The organism is Streptomyces sp. NPDC025833 (genome assembly GCF_055558055.1).
Map to the genome: position 1 here is coordinate 95,535 of NZ_JBVHNF010000006.1, position 17,241 is coordinate 112,775.

19 protein-coding genes are annotated in these 17,241 nt (G+C 75.2%); 6 read left to right on the plus strand and 13 right to left on the minus strand.

Features of this window, described 5'->3' with window-relative positions; all coding sequences use genetic code 11:
* Positions 1–14 precede the first annotated feature (14 nt).
* The 10 genes from ACZ4K2_RS11895 to ACZ4K2_RS11940 form a co-directional block, all read right to left on the minus strand.
* Complete coding sequence (locus ACZ4K2_RS11895) at positions 15–221, minus strand: hypothetical protein (RefSeq protein ID WP_467472992.1); 207 nt, start codon at positions 219–221, stop codon at positions 15–17.
* Positions 222–232: 11 nt separating this feature from the next.
* The gene (locus ACZ4K2_RS11900; protein ID WP_467472994.1) at positions 233–1,594 is read right to left on the minus strand and encodes a type III PLP-dependent enzyme domain-containing protein; all 1,362 of its coding nucleotides are present in this window, start codon (positions 1,592–1,594) and stop codon (positions 233–235) included.
* An 897-nt stretch (positions 1,595–2,491) separates the two neighbouring features.
* Positions 2,492–4,165 carry a PucR family transcriptional regulator gene (locus ACZ4K2_RS11905; RefSeq protein ID WP_467472997.1) on the minus strand — a complete coding sequence of 558 codons (1,674 nt, stop codon included), beginning with the start codon at positions 4,163–4,165 and terminating at the stop codon, positions 2,492–2,494.
* 118 nt (positions 4,166–4,283) lie between these two features.
* Positions 4,284–5,498, minus strand: a complete 1,215-nt coding sequence (locus tag ACZ4K2_RS11910; protein WP_467472999.1) for an acyl-CoA dehydrogenase family protein — start codon at positions 5,496–5,498, stop codon at positions 4,284–4,286.
* A gap of 6 nt (positions 5,499–5,504) precedes the next feature.
* Entirely contained in the window at positions 5,505–6,527 is a 1,023-nt protein-coding gene (locus ACZ4K2_RS11915; protein WP_467473002.1) for a phosphotransferase family protein, read from the minus strand.
* A 122-nt stretch (positions 6,528–6,649) separates the two neighbouring features.
* On the minus strand, positions 6,650–6,940 hold the full coding sequence (locus ACZ4K2_RS11920) for a hypothetical protein (protein ID WP_467473004.1): 291 nt from the start codon (positions 6,938–6,940) through the stop codon (positions 6,650–6,652).
* Positions 6,941–7,202: 262 nt separating this feature from the next.
* Positions 7,203–7,538 carry a DUF202 domain-containing protein gene (locus ACZ4K2_RS11925; protein WP_467473006.1) on the minus strand — a complete coding sequence of 112 codons (336 nt, stop codon included), beginning with the start codon at positions 7,536–7,538 and terminating at the stop codon, positions 7,203–7,205.
* On the minus strand, positions 7,526–7,918 hold the full coding sequence (locus ACZ4K2_RS11930; RefSeq protein WP_467473008.1) for a YidH family protein: 393 nt from the start codon (positions 7,916–7,918) through the stop codon (positions 7,526–7,528). The genes ACZ4K2_RS11925 and ACZ4K2_RS11930 overlap by 13 nt, the downstream gene beginning before the upstream one ends.
* A gap of 21 nt (positions 7,919–7,939) precedes the next feature.
* The gene (locus ACZ4K2_RS11935; protein ID WP_467473010.1) at positions 7,940–8,455 is read right to left on the minus strand and encodes an NUDIX hydrolase; all 516 of its coding nucleotides are present in this window, start codon (positions 8,453–8,455) and stop codon (positions 7,940–7,942) included.
* A gap of 32 nt (positions 8,456–8,487) precedes the next feature.
* A complete protein-coding gene (locus ACZ4K2_RS11940) occupies positions 8,488–9,402 on the minus strand; it encodes a DMT family transporter (protein ID WP_467473011.1) in 915 nt (304 codons plus the stop codon).
* Positions 9,403–9,759: 357 nt separating this feature from the next.
* Here ACZ4K2_RS11940 and ACZ4K2_RS11945 point away from each other — a divergent pair, with 357 nt between their 5' ends.
* The 3 genes from ACZ4K2_RS11945 to ACZ4K2_RS11955 all read left to right on the plus strand — a co-directional run bounded on the left by ACZ4K2_RS11945 (position 9,760) and on the right by ACZ4K2_RS11955 (position 12,299).
* A complete protein-coding gene (locus ACZ4K2_RS11945) occupies positions 9,760–10,731 on the plus strand; it encodes a hypothetical protein (protein WP_467473013.1) in 972 nt (323 codons plus the stop codon).
* 136 nt (positions 10,732–10,867) lie between these two features.
* Positions 10,868–11,596, plus strand: coding sequence for a molybdopterin-dependent oxidoreductase (locus tag ACZ4K2_RS11950; protein WP_467473015.1), 729 nt, complete (start codon positions 10,868–10,870; stop codon positions 11,594–11,596).
* A complete protein-coding gene (locus tag ACZ4K2_RS11955) occupies positions 11,580–12,299 on the plus strand; it encodes a cytochrome b/b6 domain-containing protein (protein WP_467473016.1) in 720 nt (239 codons plus the stop codon). The genes ACZ4K2_RS11950 and ACZ4K2_RS11955 overlap by 17 nt, the downstream gene beginning before the upstream one ends.
* Here the strand turns inward: ACZ4K2_RS11955 and ACZ4K2_RS11960 are convergent.
* Entirely contained in the window at positions 12,235–13,632 is a 1,398-nt protein-coding gene (locus tag ACZ4K2_RS11960) for a GntP family permease (RefSeq protein ID WP_467473018.1), read from the minus strand. The genes ACZ4K2_RS11955 and ACZ4K2_RS11960 overlap by 65 nt on opposite strands.
* A 37-nt stretch (positions 13,633–13,669) precedes the next feature.
* Positions 13,670–14,197: a gluconokinase gene (locus tag ACZ4K2_RS11965; protein ID WP_467473020.1), complete on the minus strand. Its 528-nt coding sequence runs from the start codon at positions 14,195–14,197 to the stop codon at positions 13,670–13,672.
* Positions 14,198–14,337: 140 nt separating this feature from the next.
* Here ACZ4K2_RS11965 and ACZ4K2_RS11970 point away from each other — a divergent pair, with 140 nt between their 5' ends.
* Positions 14,338–15,039 (plus strand): FadR/GntR family transcriptional regulator, encoded by a 702-nt coding sequence (locus ACZ4K2_RS11970; RefSeq protein WP_467473022.1) that lies wholly within the window; start codon positions 14,338–14,340, stop codon positions 15,037–15,039.
* 31 nt (positions 15,040–15,070) lie between these two features.
* Here ACZ4K2_RS11970 and ACZ4K2_RS11975 read toward each other — a convergent pair whose 3' ends face one another.
* Positions 15,071–15,448 (minus strand): YchJ family protein, encoded by a 378-nt coding sequence (locus ACZ4K2_RS11975; protein ID WP_467473023.1) that lies wholly within the window; start codon positions 15,446–15,448, stop codon positions 15,071–15,073.
* 112 nt (positions 15,449–15,560) lie between these two features.
* On the opposite strand from ACZ4K2_RS11975, the gene ACZ4K2_RS11980 reads away from it, so the two are divergent.
* Both ACZ4K2_RS11980 and ACZ4K2_RS11985 read left to right on the plus strand, forming a co-directional pair.
* Positions 15,561–15,875, plus strand: a complete 315-nt coding sequence (locus tag ACZ4K2_RS11980) for a dsRBD fold-containing protein (RefSeq protein ID WP_467473025.1) — start codon at positions 15,561–15,563, stop codon at positions 15,873–15,875.
* Positions 15,876–15,886: 11 nt separating this feature from the next.
* The gene (locus ACZ4K2_RS11985; protein ID WP_467473028.1) at positions 15,887–17,233 is read left to right on the plus strand and encodes a phosphoribosyltransferase family protein; all 1,347 of its coding nucleotides are present in this window, start codon (positions 15,887–15,889) and stop codon (positions 17,231–17,233) included.
* Positions 17,234–17,241: the final 8 nt, after the last annotated feature.

Sequence of the window (17,241 nt, forward strand, 5' to 3'; positions counted from 1 at the left end):
GCACCCGCGCCCCGCTAGCCGATGATCTGCTTGAAGAACAGGACGGCGGAGGCGGTGGTGCCGCCGCCCACGCTGACCGCCACCGGCCACGCACTGCCGGACAGGGTCGCGAGGACGCCGGCCCCGGCACCCGCCAGCACGGCCAGCAGGAAGACGATCGCGGCGCGCTGGGTCAGCAGCGGCCCGTCCGGTCCGGGCCGCTCCCGGTCCGTCCGGGACACCCCGGCGCTCCTCACCGCACGTCGCCGGCCCCGGCGGTCACCGGGTCCTCGGGGAGCACGCCCACGCCGTCCCGCTCCGTGAGGTGCCACGGGTCCTGCGCGGGCCGGATCAGGCTGAACCCGATCCGGCCGTCCGCGCCCGTCCGGACGCCGTACACGGCGGGCTCGGGCAGGGAGTTGTAGTGGAACGGCGTCGAGAAGTAGTAGGCACCGGTGTCCGGGACCACGATCAGATCGCCCGGCCGCAGCGGGGGCAGCGCCCGGTCCCGGGCCAGCAGGTCGCCCGCGAAGCACGCCGGGCCCGCGACGTCCTGGCGCACGGTCCCGCCCCGCCTGGCCGTGCCCTGCCCGTCGTGCGCCTCGATCCGCAGCGGCCAGGCGTCGGGACCGAACACCGTCCGGGTGGCGACCTGCACCCCCGCGTGGGTCACCGCGATCGGCCGGCCCCCCGCGCTCTTCGTGCACTCCACGTAGGCCGCCATGAAGCCGTTCTTCGCCAGGAGCGAGCGGCCGAACTCGGTGACGACCTCGTACCGCCCCTCGAAGAGCTTCGGCGCGTGCGTCCTCAACTGCTCGACGTACGTCGCGAACGTGGGCGTGACCTCGTCGTCGGCGAAGTTGACGGGCAGCCCGCCGCCGATGTCGATGCCCGGGACCCGGCCCTCGCCGAAGGCCGCCGTCACCTGGTCGGCGAAGTCCACCGCCTGGGCCACCCCGCGCGCCATCAGGTCCAGCGGGCAGCCCTGGGACCCGGTGTGCGTGTGCACCCAGGTCAGCCACGGGTGTTCGCCGAACGCCCGCAGCAGCCGCTCGCGGTTGCCGGGATCGGTCAGCGGGACACCGAACTTCGAGGTGCTGGTGGCGGTGCTCATCGCGGCGATGGCACCGCTGCCGACCTGGCAGTTCAGCCGCACCCCGATCCGCGACGCCGGGGTGCGGCCGCCGACCAGCCGGGCGATCCGCTCCAGTTCCTGGAAGTTGTCCGCGTTGACGGTCACCCCCAAGGACAGGGCCCGCTCCAGCTCCGTCCGGGTCTTGGCCGGGGCGTCGTAGACGATCCGGTCGGCCGGGAACCCGGCCGCCAGCGCCCGGGCCAGCTCGCCCGCGGTGGCGACCTCGCAGCCGAGGTCCAGCCGGCGCAGCTCCGCCAGGACGGGCACCAGGCAGTTGGCCTTCGCGGCGAACGAGTGGAGCACGCCGGGCAGTTCGGGCGCGCCGGGGAAGGCGTCGTGCAGGGACCGGGCCGTCGCCTCGACGCCGTCGAGGTCGACGAAGCCGGCCAGCAGCGACTGCTCCGGCTCCAGCAGCCGCCGGCGCACGGCCTCCTGCAGAATGCGTTCGCGCCGCGCGGCGGCGGGGGTCACAGCGGTCATGGGGCACCCTCCGGTGGGGAGACCAGGTGTTCGGGGTGGCTTCCCCGAGCACGTTCCCAGGCTGCCGGGCGCGCCCGGGCCGGTCATCGTCGGTTCGGCAAAGCCGCACGCGCCCCTACGGCGCCCAGGCCGGGCGACGGCGCACGCCGGCCGCGCCGTTGTGCCCGGCGCCGAAGACGGCACCGCGCTTTCGTGGGCGCGGACGAATCCGGGAGTCCGGGCGCGCCGGCGGAGGGGGCGCGTTCGTACGGGAAGACGAACGCGACGGGAAGCGCGGAGCGCCCCGGCGGCAGAGGCGCGCTCACCGCGCACCGGGCTCGGCCGCCCGGTTCCTGGCCCGGCCGGTCCGTCCGGGTGCCGCCAGACCGTCCCGGGTGGCGCAGGCCCGTCCTGGGCGGTGCCGGTTCCGTCCCGGGTGCTGCCGGCTGGTCCCGGGTTCTACCGCGCGGCCTCTGGTCCTACCGGCCCGTGTCGGGTCTTGCGGGTCCGTCTCGGGTTCTGCCGCACGGTCCCCGGTTCGGCTGCCCGGTTCCTGGTCCTGCCGGTCCGCCCCCGGGTGTTGTGGGCCCGGCCCGGATCCTGCCGGTCCGCCCTCGGGCTTCGCCGACCCGTCCCGGGGCACGCTGGCCGGCTCCGGGTCCTACCGACCCGCCTGTGGTCCTACCGGCCGGCCCTCCCAGGTCTCGCGGGTCCGTCGGGTCCCACCGCCCGGTCTCCGGCCGTGCCGGCCCGTCCGGGTTACGCCGGCCCACTCCCGGTCTTGCCGGTCCGTCGGGGTCTTGCCGGCCCGCCCTGTGCCTCACCGGCCTGCCCCGGGCTTCGTCGGCGCGCCCGCGGTCCCACCGCCCCGCCCCCGATCTCGTCGGCGCGCCCCGGGTCACCGCCCCGCCCCCACCCCTACCGCCCCGCCCCCGGATCGCCGCTCGCGTCGCGGAGTCGTAATTGCAGGTGGGCCAGGAGCCGGGCGTCCGGGCTGTCGAGGTCCAGTCCGGAGACGGCGGTGATCCGGCCCAGCCGGTACCGCAGGCTGTTGGGGTGCACCGACAGGCTGCGCGCGGCGGCGGAGACGTCGCCGAAGTGGTCGAGGTAGGCCCGCAGGGACTCCACGAGGCGGTTGCCGCCGTGCCCGGCGTCGAACGCGTCGAGCCGCGCGACCGAGGTCGCCGACGGCAGCTCCAGGTCGCGCAGCGCGTCGAGCACCTGGAGGACACCGATCGTGTCGGCCACGTCCGCCACCCGTGCGACCGTGCGCCCGTCCCCGGCCCGGGTGAGCGCGGTGAGCGCCTGCTCGGCGGTCCGGCGCGACTCGGCGGCCCGCGCCAGCGCCGGCACCACCTCGCCCAGCCCCGCCCGCACCGGCGTGCCCGCCGTGGCCGACAACTGCGCCGTCAGCGACGTGGCGAGCCGCGTCACCTGCTCCCGGGCCCGGTCCGGATCCCGGTCCAGCGCGGCGACCAGGACCAGCGCCCGGCCGCCCGCCGGCACCACCACGATCCGGTGGCCGAGCGCCGCGCAGTGCAGCGCCAGCAGCCCGTACAGACGCGCCGGGTCCCCGGGCGCGGCCGCGCCGGGCGAGCCGGGGCCGACGGCCACCGCGAGGACGGCGCACGGCTCCCGGGCCGGCAGGGACGCACGCTCGGCGAGCACCTCCGCGGACCCGCGGTCCGCCAGCAGCGCACGGGCCGCGTCCTCCGCGAGCCGGCCGTCCGCACCGCGCGTGCGGTGGTGCAGCAGGTGCCCGGCGGCCTCCCGGGACGCCGCGCGCAGGGCCTCCGCCGCGGCCGGGGCCAGCGGCCGGCCCCCGATCGCGGCCACCCACACCGACCCCAGCACCTCGCCGCCCGCGCGGACGGCGCACACCAGGCGCTCCGGGTTCTCGCCCTGCGCGCGCCGGTGCAGCACGTCGTCCGTGGTCCACAGGGCGTGGAAGAACCCCGCCTCCCGCATGGCGGCCACCCGCCACGGGGGGACCCGGCGCCCGAGGATGGTCAGCCGGCGCATCTCGTCGACGTTCTCCTCGGTCGAGGAGTACGCCAGCACCCGGGACTCGGTGTCCTCGATGGTCACCGAGCCGCCGACCAGCGCGGCCACCGCGTCCGCGAGCTGGTCGAGGTCGCCCAGGGCCGGGCCCCGGGTCGCGGGCGACGGCACCGCTCCCGCCGCCGTCAGCCCGGCCCGGAGCACCGCCACCAGTTCGTCCCACCGGTGCCAGGTGCGGAACAGGATCGCCGTACCGGTCTCCCGGGCGACCTCCCGCAGGGCACCGGTGGGCCCCTGCGGCCGGTCCGGCCCGAACACCACGCCGGCGGCCCCGGCCGCGCCGGCCCGCCGTACGACATCGGCGGCCTGCGCCGATCCGGCGCCGACCCCGACGGCGAGCACCAGCTCCCGCGGCCGGATCTCCGGGTCCAGCACGTCCAAGACCGTGATCCCGCCGACGGCCACCCCCAGCCCGCCGGGAGCCGTGTCCAGCTCCAGGGCCCCCGCCCCCACCACCGACAGCAGCCGCTCCAGAGTCACCCACGACTCCGCGGCCGTACCCCACCCCGCGTGCTCCAGCGCGTCGGCCACGCTTCCCCCTCGACACCCGCCGGCCGCGCCCGGCCGGTCCCCGGAGGGGTACGACACCACAATCGGGGCGCGACCTCAACGGCCGTTCCGGCGGACTTCTCCGCCAAGTGCCGCCGCCCTACAGGTACTTCTTCAGCTCCCGCCGGGCCAGCGACCGCTGGTGCACCTCGTCCGGGCCGTCGGCGAGCATCAGGGTGCGGGCACTCGCGTACAGCTCGGCCAGCGGGAAGTCCTGGCTCACCCCGCCCGCGCCGTGGAGCTGGATGGCGCGGTCCAGGATGCCGGCCACCGCGCGCGGAGTGGCGATCTTGATGGCCTGGATCTCCGTGTGCGCGCCCTTGTTGCCGACCGTGTCCATCAGCCAGGCCGTCTTCAGCACCAGCAGCCGGAGCTGCTCGACGGTGACCCGGGCGTCCGCGATCCAGTTCCGGACCACGCCCTGCCGGGCCAGCTCCTGGCCGAAGGCCGTACGGGACACCGCCCGCCGGCACATCAGCTCGATCGCCCGCTCGGCCATGCCGATCAGCCGCATGCAGTGGTGGATCCGGCCGGGCCCGAGCCGGGCCTGCGCGATGGCGAAGCCGCCGCCCTCCGCGCCGATCAGGTTCGCCGCCGGCACGCGCGCGTGGTCGAAGACGACCTCGGCGTGGCCGCCGTGGGCGTGGTCCTCGTAGCCGAAGACCCGCATGGCCCGGCTGACGGTGACGCCGGGGGTGTCCCGCGGGACCAGGACCATGGACTGCTGGCGGCGGATGTCCGTCCCGCCGGGGTCGGTCTTGCCCATCACGATGAAGATCCGGCAGTCGGGGTTCATCGCCCCGGAGATGTACCACTTGCGGCCGGTGACGACGTACTCGTCGCCGTCCCGCTCGATGTGCGTGGTGATGTTGGTGGCGTCCGAGGAGGCCACCTCCGGCTCGGTCATCGCGAACGCCGAGCGGATCTCGCCGGCCAGCAGCGGCTCCAGCCACCGCTTGCGCTGCTCCTCGGTGCCGAACTGCGCCAGCACCTCCATGTTCCCGGTGTCCGGTGCCGCGCAGTTGGTCGCGGTGGGCGCGAGGTGCGGGGAGCGGCCGGTGATCTCGGCGAGCGGCGCGTACTGGAGGTTCGTCAGCCCGGCCCCGAGCCCTTCGTCGGGGAGGAACAGGTTCCACAGCCCCTGCCTGCGGGCCTCGGCCTTCAGCTCCCCGACCACGGCCGGGGTGTCCCATGGCGAGGCGAGCGCGGCCCGCTGCTCCTCGGCGACCGTCTCGGCCGGGTACACGTACTCGTCCATGAAGGCGAGGAGCCTGGCGCGCAGTTCCTCGGTGCGTGCGTCGAACGCGAAGTCCATGTCCGGTCAGCCTTCCTGGAGCGTGGTCAGTCCGTGGTCGATGAAGACGGGCACGAGGTCGCCGATCCGGTCGAAGCCGCGGCCGACGGTCTGGCCGAGCGTGTACCGGTAGTGGATGCCCTCCAGGATCACGGCGAGCTTGAACCAGGCGAACGCCGTGTACCAGGGGACGGCCGTGACGTCCCGGCCGGAGCGGGCCGCGTACCGCTCGATCAGCTCCCGCGGGTCGGGGTGGCCCGGGGCCTCGGCGGTGGTGGAGACGGGCGAGTCGGCCATGCCGAGCGGCCGGCTGTACATCACCAGCAGGCCGAGGTCGGTCAGTGGGTCGCCGAGCGTGGACATCTCCCAGTCCAGGACCGCCTTGATCTCGTCGTCGTCACCGATCAGGACGTTGTCCAGCCGGTAGTCGCCGTGCACGACCGCCGGGGCGGGGGAGACGGGCAGGGCCCGGCCGAGCGCCGTGTGCAGCTCGTCGATGCCAGGCAGTTCGCGGTCGCGGGAGGCGTCGAGCTGCTTGCCCCAGCGGCGCAGCTGCCGCTCCAGGAAGCCCTCCGGGCGCCCGAAGTCGGCGAGGCCGGCCTCGGCGGGGTCCACGGAGTGCAGTTCGACCAGGGTGTCCACCAGGCCGAGCACCGCGTCGCGGGTGCGCCCGGCGCCGAGCGGGGCCAGCTCCGCGGCGGTGCGGTACGGCGTGCCCTCGACGAACTCCATGACGTAGAACGGCGCTCCGAGCACCTCCTCGTCCTCGCACAGCAGCACCGGGCGGGGGACCGGCACCCGGGTCGGGTGCAGGGCGCTGATGACGCGGTGTTCGCGCCTCATGTCGTGCGCGGTGGCCAGCACATGACCGAGCGGGGGCCGGCGGACGACCCACTTCGAGGTGCCGTCGGTGAGCGCGTAGGTGAGGTTCGACCGTCCGCCCTCGATCAGCCGTCCGGTGAGCGGGCCGTCGACCAGGCCGGGGCGCTCGCGGTCGAGCACGGCGCGCAGCCGGTGCGGGTCGAGACCGGGCGGGTGGTCGGCGCTCATGCATCACTCCCAGGGACGGGTGAACCGGACCCGACTCATGATGCCGACCGGTCGGTATGCCGTCCAGGGGGTGACGCGAAGATCGGCGCGAACGTGACGGGGGCCACGAGGGTCCCGCCGGGTCAGTGGTCGTCCCGGTGGTCCCCGTGCTCGGCGTGCAGGTGCCCGTCGTGCAGGTGGCCGACGCGGCCGCCGTGCGCCACCTGCGCGTGCCCGCACGCGTCGTGGTGCACGGGCTCGTGGCCCTCGTGCACGAGCCAGCCGGACGGCTCGCACCCGTCCCAGCGGCCCGGGTGCTCGCGGTGCAGACGGCCGTCGCGGGCGTGGTCGCCGTGGGGCGCGGCGCTGTGCCCGCGGCCCGGCCCGTGGCCGTGCGTCCCGTGCCCGGCGTGTTCCTGGTGGACGGTGGTCATGGCGCGCACCTTCGAAGGGTTCCGGCGTACATACAGGTGCCGCGCGCGGGGCCGGGCACACCGGCGTACCACTCGCGCGGCGTACGAGGACCCCGGGCACACCGCCTGCTCGGCGCACGAGTACGCCGGGCGAATCTGAAGGGCACCGGCCCGCGCCGCCCCACCGCTCGCCGGGGCGCCGGACGCCGTCGCCGCCCCCGCACGCGGATACCGGGGCCCCCCAGGGCGACGGCGCAGGGCGCGACACACCGCGGGACGCCCCCTAGACCACGAGCGCGACCGCGCACACCGCCACCGCCACCGCGCACAGCGCCGCCGCCGTCGCCTGCCGGGGCGCGAGCGCGGGCGGGCGGGCGGCCGAGGCCAGGGCGCGGATCCGGCGGTGGGCCACGCACAGGAAGCCCAGCCACAGGGCGCAGCACACCGCGCACGCGACGATCCCGCGCGCCGTCGCGCCCCCGTGCAGCGTCGCCCGCACGGCCAGCACGGCGGCCACGGCGGCCGACAGCGTCGTACGCCGCCAGGCCAGCCGGGTGCGCTCCGGCTGGAGCCCGGGGTCCCGGGCCACCGCGGACGCCCCGGCCGTCACCTCTCCCACCCGACCAGCACCACCACGACCATCGCGACGGCCACGACCGCCACGACCAGGCTCAGCAGCACCGGGAACCGCGACGCCGGCAGGTCCTCGCCGCGCCTGATCGCCCGCTCGCAGCGCACCCAGTGGTTCACCGCGCGCAGCGAGCACAGCACACCGGCCCCGAGCAGCGCGAGCGCGAGCCCCACCCGCCAGGTCCAGCCCAGGTCCGGCAGGAACTGGTCCACCGCGAACCCGCCGCCGATCAGCGCCAGCGCCGTGCGCAGCCAGGCCAGGAAGGTGCGCTCGTTGGCCAGCGAGAACCGGTAGTCGGGCGTGTCTCCCTCGTCCCGCACCCGCTCCGGCGCGAACCACAGCCGGATGTTCCGTTCGAACTCACTCACCCGGCCGACCCTACCCGCCGGTCACCGGGCCGCCCGGAACGCCCGCAGCCGCTCGTACGCCGCCAGCCCGTCCGGCACCCACTCCCACGTGCCGAGCCGCCGCCCGACCTCCTCCTCGGGCAGGAAGGCGTGCCACTGCACCTCCTCCGGCTGCGGGCGCACGGGCAGCTCGCAGCGCACCTCGTACACCGCGGACCACCAGCTGTTCCCGGCGCCGTCCTCGTACAGGAACTTGAACAGGTACGCCGGACGGGGGAGCCCGGTCACGCCCAGCTCCTCCTCGGCCTCCCGCAGCGCCGCCTCGTCGTAGGACTCGCCCGCGCCGACGACCCCGCCGACGAACATGTCGTACAGCGCGGGGAACACCAGCTTCGTCGCCGTGCGCCGGTGCACGAAGAGGCGCCCGGCCGCGTCCCGGGCCTGGACGAACACGCAGCGGTGGCGCAGTCCGCGGGCGTACGCCTCGCCGCGCGGGCACTGGTCGACGACCCGGTCGTGCTCGTCGACGATGTCGAGGATCTCGTCAGCAGGGTTCATGGCCTCATCCAAGCAAAGCCGCGGCCCGGGGCTCAGCGCCGCTGGAGGTCCGGGGCCGACGCCCGCGCCTCACCCGTGCCGCACGGCATGGCCGGGTGCAGCCCGAGCAGGACGATGCCGCCCATCACGGCCGCGAGCCCGGCCGCCTCCCAGGCCAGCGCCCCGGTGTCGGTGCGCAGCCGGTCGCCGAGGAAGCCCACCCCGCACAGGATCCCGGCGAGCGGCTCGGCGGCGGTGAGCGCGGGCAGCGACATCCGCAGCGGTGCCGTCTCGAACGCGCTCTGCACCAGGACGAGCCCCGTCACCCCGCAGGCCACCACGCCGTAGGGCTGCCAGCCGGTGAACAGCTCGGCGAAGCCCCCGTCGGCGAACAGCGTCCCGCTCACCCGGGTCAGCGCGTCCTGCACGCCGTACAGCAGCCCGGCCGCCAGGGCCAGCAGCACCGGACCCCAGTTCATCCGGGACCGCTTGGCGTACGCCGTCAGGGCGACGGCCACGCCCACCACGGTCCCCATGATCAGCCAGTGCCGCAGCGGATCGGCGACGGCCGTGCCGCCGCGCGGCTCGCCCGCGGTGATGAACGCGCTCACCCCGCCCGCGAGCAGCAGCAGCCCCGCCCAGCCCTGGCGGCCCAGGGGCTGCCCGGTCTGGTACCGGGAGAGGGCGAGGGCGAACAGCAGGTTGGTCGCGAGCAGCGGCTCCACCAGCGAGATCTCACCCCTGCCGAGGGCGATCGCGCCCAGCACCATGCCGGCCACCATCAGCCCCAGGCCGCCGAGCCAGCGCGGCATCCGCATCAGGTCCAGCAGCAGCCGGAAGGAGAGGAAGTCGCCGAGCGGCGCCTTCTGCGCCGCGTCCTGCTGGAGCACGAACCCGAAGCCCAGACAGCAGGCCGCGCTCACGGCGAGGAGGAGAACCAGAACGGACACGCTGCGTACCTCGATCATCCGGCCGGACCACGGGCGCGTAGTGGCCGACTGTAGCGCTCCGGGGGCGGGATTGCCCCGGAAGGACCCGGAAGCGGGCGGTTGACTCGCCATGCTCCGCAAGCGGACCGCGGGACGCCATGGCGTACGCCACAGAAAGCCCGGGTGTACCGCCGGTGACGCCATGGCGTACGCCACAGGCGAAATCCCGGCGCCGGACCCCCGCGAGGCGGCCCACCTGCACCGGAGCACTCAAGTGCCGCCCCGCACGCGGTGGTTGGCGCCGCCGACGGCGCCGCCCGGCTTGACGCGGTCCCTGGCTGCGGGTTTGCTGTGCGTGATCGGTCGATGGCAGCCCGAGAAACAGGAAGCTCCGCGGTGCCCTCTTACCCGCCTCTGCTCGGCACGGCCCGGGCCGCGACGAAACCTCCCGGCGACACCCCCCGCGACGGCCACGGCGCCTTCGACGCCGCGCTGGACGACGCCGAACTGCGCACCGCCCGCGCCGCGCCGGCCCGGGGCCGGCGGCAGGCCGTCCGCGCCCTGCTGGTGCACACCGGCGACGACTGGGACCGCCGCGGCCACCGCGTCACCGTGCTCGCCCGCGACCCCGGCGCCGTCTCCTGGGCGGGCGACTGGCTGGCCGCCGAACCCGGCTCCGCCGACGCCGCCACACTGCTCGCCCTGGCCCGGGTACGGCGGGCCCTGCGCGGGAGGGAAAAGCCCGGCGGGGCCCGGGATGCCTGCCACGCGGCCGCCGGCCTCGCCCCGGCCGACCCCACCCCCTGGCTCGGCCTGCTGCTGCTCGCCCGCACCTTCGGCTCGGACGGCGCGCTCCACGGCGCGTTCGCCGAGCTGCGCCGCCGCCACCCCGAGCACCACCACGCCCACCACCTGCTGATCGCGGCCCTCGCCGAACGCGCCGGCGGCCGGGCCGAGCAGCACGAGGCCTACGACACCGCCGAACTGGCCGCGGCCGAGGCCCCCGCGGACTCCCCGCTGGCCGTCCTGCCGGTCGTCGCCTACGCCGAGCGGTACCGGGTCCTCGCCGCCACCGGGCTCGCCCCCGCCGACCCGGCGGCCTCCCGGCACTGGTCCGGACCGCGGGCCCGGCGCATCCTGCGCGCCACCTTCGACTGGTGGCTGGAGTGGGAGCACGACGAGCACCCGCGCCGTCTCATCGACCTCAACCACCTCGCGTTCGCCCTGTCCTGCGCGGGCCGCCCGGCCGAGGCGGCGGCCCTGTTCCAGCGCATCGGCGACCACCCCACCCCGGTCCCCTGGGCCTACGCCCACCCCGATCCCCGCGCGGCCTTCCACGCGGCCCGCACCCGCGCGCTCCGCCGCTGAAGCCACCCCCGGCGGCCGGCGCAGGCCTCCTCCACGCCGTATCTCCCGGGAGGGAAGGCGTGCGAGCCGACGCGGGAACCGGGTTGAGCGCCCCGACTCCCTGGCCGTCCGCGGCCCCGGGTGTTCGAATGGGAACGTGCACCCCGGACAACCCGACGAGTCGGACGGCCGGCCCATCGGCCGGCGCGTGTTCCTCGGCACCCTCGGCCTCGGCGCGCTCGGCGTCCTCGCCGCGCCGACGCTGCAACGCGGTGTCGAAGACGTCCTCGGCGGCATCGCCGGCAAGGACCCCACCGGCCTGACCGGCCTGCTGCCCAACGGCGGCGGCTTCCGCTACTACTCCGTCGCCGCCTCCGTCCCGCACCGCACGGCCGCCGACTACCGCCTCACCGTCGACGGCCTGGTGGACCGCCCCCGCGCCTACGACCTCGCCGGGCTGCGCGCCCTGCCGCGGACCCGACTGGTCCGGGACGTCCAGTGCGTCACCGGCTGGCGGGTCCCGCGCACCTCCTTCGAGGGCGTGCGCCTGTCCCGGCTGCTGGACGCGGCAGGCGTGCGGCCCACCGCGCGGGCCGTCCGCTTCACCTGCTTCGACGGCACCTACACCGAGAGCCTCACCCTCGACCAGGCCCGCCGCCCCGACGTCCTGGTCGCCCTGCGCATGCAGGACGCGGACATCGGCCACGACCACGGCGGCCCGGTCCGCCTCTACGTCGCCCCCATGTACTTCTACAAGTCAGCGAAATGGCTCTCCGGCATCACGGTCACCGACCGGGTCGAGCCCGGCTACTGGGAGCACCTCGGCTACGACGTCGACGCCTGGGTCGGCCGCTCGAACGGACGGACGGATGAGCCCACGAGCTGAGGCCCCGGCCCCGCCGCGCGCCCGCGTCCACCGCTTCACCCGGGCCGAGCGGTGGGTGCACCGCGGCACCGCGGCGCTGATGGGGGTGTGCGTGGTGACCGCCGCGTGCCTGTACATCCCCCAGCTCGCGGTCATGGTGGGCCGACGGGAACTGGTCGTCCGGATCCACGAGTGCGCGGGCGCCGCCCTGCCGGTGCCGGTGCTGCTGGGACTGGCCTCCCGCGCCTTCCGCCGCGACCTGCGCTTCCTCAACCGCTACGGCACCCACGACCGGGTCTGGCTGGGCGCCGCCCTGCGCCGCGACAGACGGCGGGCCGCCCGCCCGGCCGGCAAGTTCAACGCCGGCCAGAAGCTCTACGCCGCCTGGATCGCCGGCGCGACCCTGGTCATGCTCGGCACCGGGCTGATGATGTGGTTCACCCACCTCACCCCGCTGATGTGGCGGACCTCGGCGACCTTCGTGCACGACTGGCTGGCCCTGACCGTCGGTGTGGTGCTGGCCGGCCACATCGGCATGGCGCTCGGGGACCCGGAGGCGAGGCGGGGGCTGCGCACGGGCACGGTGGCGCGGGAGTGGGCCGAACGCGAACACCCGCTGTGGCGCCACACCCCGGCCCGCCGCCCGGCCCCCGCCCCCGCTAGACGACCAGGGACAGCAGCAGCACCAGGCCGCCGCCGACCACCGAGAGGATCGTCTCCATGATCGACCAGGTCTTGACGGTCTGCCCGACGCTCAGCCCGAAGTACTCCTTCACCAGCCAGAAGCCGGCGTCGTTGACGAAGCTGAAGAAGAGCGAACCGGCGCCGATCGCCAGGACGAGCAGCGACGTGTGGGTGGTGGACATGTCGGCCGCGAGGGGCGCGACCAGACCGGCCGCCGAGACCGTCGCCACCGTCGCCGAACCGGTCGCCAGCCGGATCACCACCGCGATCAGCCAGGCCAGCAGCAGCGCCGGTATCGACCAGTCCTTGGAGACGTCCAGGATCATCTGACCCACACCGGAGTCGATCAGCGTCTGCTTGAAGCCGCCGCCCGCGCCGACGATCAGCAGGATGCCCGCGATGGGCGTCAGGCCCTTCTCGACCGTCCCCCGGAGCCGTTCCCTGCTGAAGCCGGCGGGCCGGCCCAGGGTGAAGAAGCCGACGATCACGGCGGCGAGCAGGGCGATCAGCGGCGAGCCGACGACGTCGAAGACCCGCTGCGTCCGGTTGGCGGGGTCGTCGACGACGATGTCCACCAGCGCCTTGGCCAGCATCAGCACCACCGGCAGCAGCACGGTGGCGAGCGTGGCGCCGAAGCCCGGACGGCGCTCCAGCTCCTCGGAGGGCCGCTGCGGGATCATGCGGTCCGGGGCCGGGACGTCCACCCAGCGGGCGGCGACCTTCGAGAACAGCGGACCGCCGATGATCACGGTCGGCACGGCGACGAGGATGCCGAACGCCAGCGTCACGCCCAGGTTGGCGTGCAGCGCGTCGATCGCGACCAGCGGGCCGGGGTGCGGCGGGATCAGCCCGTGCATCACCGACAGGCCTGCCAGCGCCGGGATGCCGATGCGCATCAGGGAGTAGTTGCCGCGCTTGGCGACCATCAGCACGACCGGGATCAGCAGCACGATGCCGACCTCGAAGAAGAGCGGCAGGCCGATCACCGAGGCGATGAGCACCATCGCCCACGGCATGGCCCGCCCGCCCGCCTTGGCCAGGATCGTGTCGACGATCTGGTCGGCGCCGCCGGAGTCGGCGAGCAGCTTGCCCAGGATCGCCCCGAGCGCGATCAGGACCCCCACGCCGGCCACGGTGCTGCCGAGCCCGGTGGTGAAGCTGGTGATGGCCTTGTCGAGCGGCGCTCCCGCGGCCGCCCCGAGCGCCAGCGACCCGATGGTCAGCGCCAGGAAGGCGTGGAGTTTGAACTTGGTGATGAGCAGGACGATGACGGCGATGCCCACCAGGACGGCGATGCCCAGCTGGGCGTGTCCGGCGGAGGTGATCGGCGGAGGCGCGTCCGCTGCCAGCATCTCGACGCTGAGTCTGGTCACGGGGGTTCCTTGCGGTTACGAGGTGGTCTGACGGGTGCTACTGCGAGCTGCCCGCGGGGTCGGGAAGCGCCGCGAGGGCCTGCACGGCACGCTCGGTGATCTCCTGGGGGCCGCCGCTGACGTCCACGGCGACGCCCGCCTCGTCCGGCTGGAGCGGCTGGAGGGTGGCGAACTGGGAGTCCAGCAGCGCGGTCGGCATGAAGTGCCCCTGCCGCTGCGTCATCCGCTCCTCGATCAGCCGCCGGTCACCCGTGAGGTGCAGGAACACGACCCCCGGGGCCACGGCCCGCAGGCGGTCGCGGTACACCCGCTTCAGGGCGGAGCTGCTGACCACCCCGCCCAGTCCGGCCCGGCCGTGCGCCCAGTGCCCGATGGCCTCCAGCCACGGCCACCGGTCGGCGTCGTCGAGCGGGACGCCGGCCGACATCTTGTCGATGTTGGCCTGCGGGTGGAAGTCGTCGCCCTCGGCGTACGGGACGCCCAGCCGCGCGGCGAGCAAGGGACCGATCGTCGTCTTGCCCGTCCCCGCGACGCCCATCACGACGACGACCTGGGGGGTTCGCATTGCTGCCTCGCTGTCTTCCTCGACATCCGACGCCACTGCGGCGTCGCCACACTGAAACCTATTAGGTACGACTAATTCAAGAGTGTGTGACATATAAGTCTGACTTTTTGGCTCTGTGACACAGGCCGTACGCTGAGTGCATGAGCACACCGGGCCGAGGGCTGCACGGCCGCGTACTGGACACCCTCGGGCCCGCGATCACCGCCGGCGAGTACCCGCCCGGCAGCGTTCTGCGCACGGACGAACTCGCCCAGCACTTCGAGGTGTCACGCTCCGTCATGCGCGAGGCGGTACGGGTGCTCGAATCCATGCACCTGGTCGAGTCCCGCCGCCGGGTCGGCGTCACCGTCCGCCCCAAGGCCGAGTGGAACGTCTACGACCCGCAGGTCATCCGCTGGCGCCTGGCCGGCGCCGACCGCCCGCACCAGTTGCGCTCGCTCACCGTGCTGCGCTCCGCGATCGAACCCGTCGCCGCCGGCCTCGCCGCCCGGCACGCCACGGCCGAGCAGTGCGCGGAACTCACCGAGTGCGCCCTCGGCATGGTCGCCAACTCCCGCGGCCACAGGCTGGAGCAGTACCTGTTCCACGACGTCGCCTTCCACCGGGTCGTCCTCGACGCGTCGGGCAACGAGATGTTCGCCCGCCTCGGCGACGTCGTCGCGGAGGTCCTGACCGGCCGCACCCAGCACGAGGTCATGTTCGAGGACCCCGACCCGGCGGCCGTGACCCTGCACGTGCGGGTGGCCGAGGCGGTCCGCGCCCGCGACGCCGCCCGCGCCGAGCAGCTCACCCGCCGCATCACCGAGGGCGCCCTGCGCGAACTGGACATCCTGGCCCCCTGAACCACCCGCCCGCCCGGACGGGAGGCGCCGGCTAGTCGTCGAGGAACTCCCCGTCCACGTACACCCACGCCCCGGCCACCCGCTCGAACCGGCTCCGCTCGTGCAGCGAACCGCCCCGGTAGGAGGCGCGGAAGGTGACCGTCCCCGTCGTGTGGAAGGCGGACCCCTCCGCGGTGTCCAGGATCTCCAGCCCCGTCCACCGCATCCGCGGGTCGAGATCCAGCCGCCCGGGCCGGGTCCGCGGATGCCAGGTGCGCAGCAGGTAACCCGCGTCCCCCCGCACGAACGCGCTGTACCGCGACCGCATCAGCAGCTCGGCGGTCGGCGCGCTCGCGGAGCCCGTGAGGAAACGGCCGCAGCAGGCGTCGTAGGGCCGGGGGGTCCCACAGGGACAGGTGCGCGAGGTCATGGCCCACATTCTGCCCGCACCAGCGGAGGCGACCGACCCGGCCCGGGTGCACAGTGGAAGGGCCCGAACGGGTGAGCCCGCCGGGCCCAGACGCTGGGAGGCGAGACGGACGATGACCCGACCCGTGAGCAGCCGTCCTCCGGCGGCCGTCAAGGAGTGGCGGCTCAACCTGTACCTGTGCGAGCACGACCCCGACACCACGGCCCGGATCGTCCTGGACACCGGGGACAACGTTCTGGAGAGCCACGCGGAGGCCCGCAGGAACCCCTACGACCGGGCCATGCCGGAGATCGGCGACGAACTCGCCGCCGGCCGCGCCCTCATCGCCATGGGCCGCGTCCTGCTGCGCGCCGCCGACGGCGACATGAAGGCGACGGGCGCCACCGGCACGGACGGACCGGCGCCGCTCTGGCTGCCGCGCGAGTGAGGGGGCCCGCCGTGCACTTCAGCAACCGCCTCGAAGCGGGCCGGCGGCTCGGCGACCGCCTCGGGTACCTCCGGGACCGGGACGTGGTGGTCCTCGCCCTGCCCAGGGGAGGGGTGCCGGTCGGCGCCGAGGTCGCCGAGGCCCTCGACGCGCCGCTCGACGTCTGCCTGGTACGGAAGCTGGGCGTGCCGTACCAGCCCGAACTGGGGATGGGCGCGATCGGCGAGGACGGCGTACGCGTCATCAACCAGGAGGTGCTGCGCGGCACCGGCGTCGGCGACGAGGAACTCGCCCGCGTCGAGGAGCGCGAGCGCCGCGTCCTGTTGGAGCGCGCCGCGCGCTACCGCGGCGAGACGCCCCCCGTCCCCCTGGCCGGCCGGACCGCCCTGGTGGTCGACGACGGCGTGGCCACCGGCTCCACCGCCCGGGTCGCCTGCCGCATCGCCCGCGCCCGCGGCGCGGCCCGCATCGTGCTCGCGGTCCCCGTCGCCCCGCGGGACTTCGCCCGGCGGCTGGGCGGGGACGCCGACGAACTGGTCTGCCTGGAAACCCCCCGGGACTTCGCCGCGGTCGGCCAGTTCTACGCCGACTTCACCCAGGTCGAGGACGACGAGGTCACCGCCTGCCTGCGCCGCGCCGGGCGCCGTCACCCGCGCGCGGCCGGCGCCGGAGCCGTCGACCGGGAGGTGACGGTGGCGGCGGGCGCCGTACGGCTCGGCGGCCGGCTCACCCTGCCCGCCGGCGCCACCGGCGTCATCGTCTTCGCGCACGGCAGCGGCAGCAGCCGGCACAGCCCGCGCAACCGGTTCGTCGCCCGGGGACTGCACCGGGCCGGCCTCGGCACCCTGCTGTTCGACCTGCTCACCGACGAGGAGGAGGCCGACCGCGGCAACGTGTTCGACATCGCGCTGCTGGCCGGCCGGCTCCTGGACGCCACCCGCCGGCTGCGCGAGGAACCCGGCGCGCGGGACCTCCCCGTCGGCTGGTTCGGCGCCAGCACCGGGGCGGCCGCCGCCCTGTGGGCCGCCGCCGACCCCGCCGCACGGCCCGCCGCGATCGTCTCCCGCGGCGGCCGGCCCGACCTCGCGGGACCCCGGCTGCCCGAGGTGACGGCGCCCACCCTGCTCGTCGTCGGCGGCGCCGACCCGCTGGTGCTCGACCTCAACCGGGAGGCGCAGGCACGGCTCCGGTGCGAGAACCGGCTGACGGTGGTCCCCGGCGCCACCCACCTCTTCGAGGAGCCCGGCACCCTGGAGAAGGTGACCGAGCTGGCCGGCGACTGGTTCACGGACCACATGGCCCCCGCGCACGCGCGGCACGGGCGGACCGCGCCCGGACACGTGAAAGGCCCCTGCTGAGCAGGGGC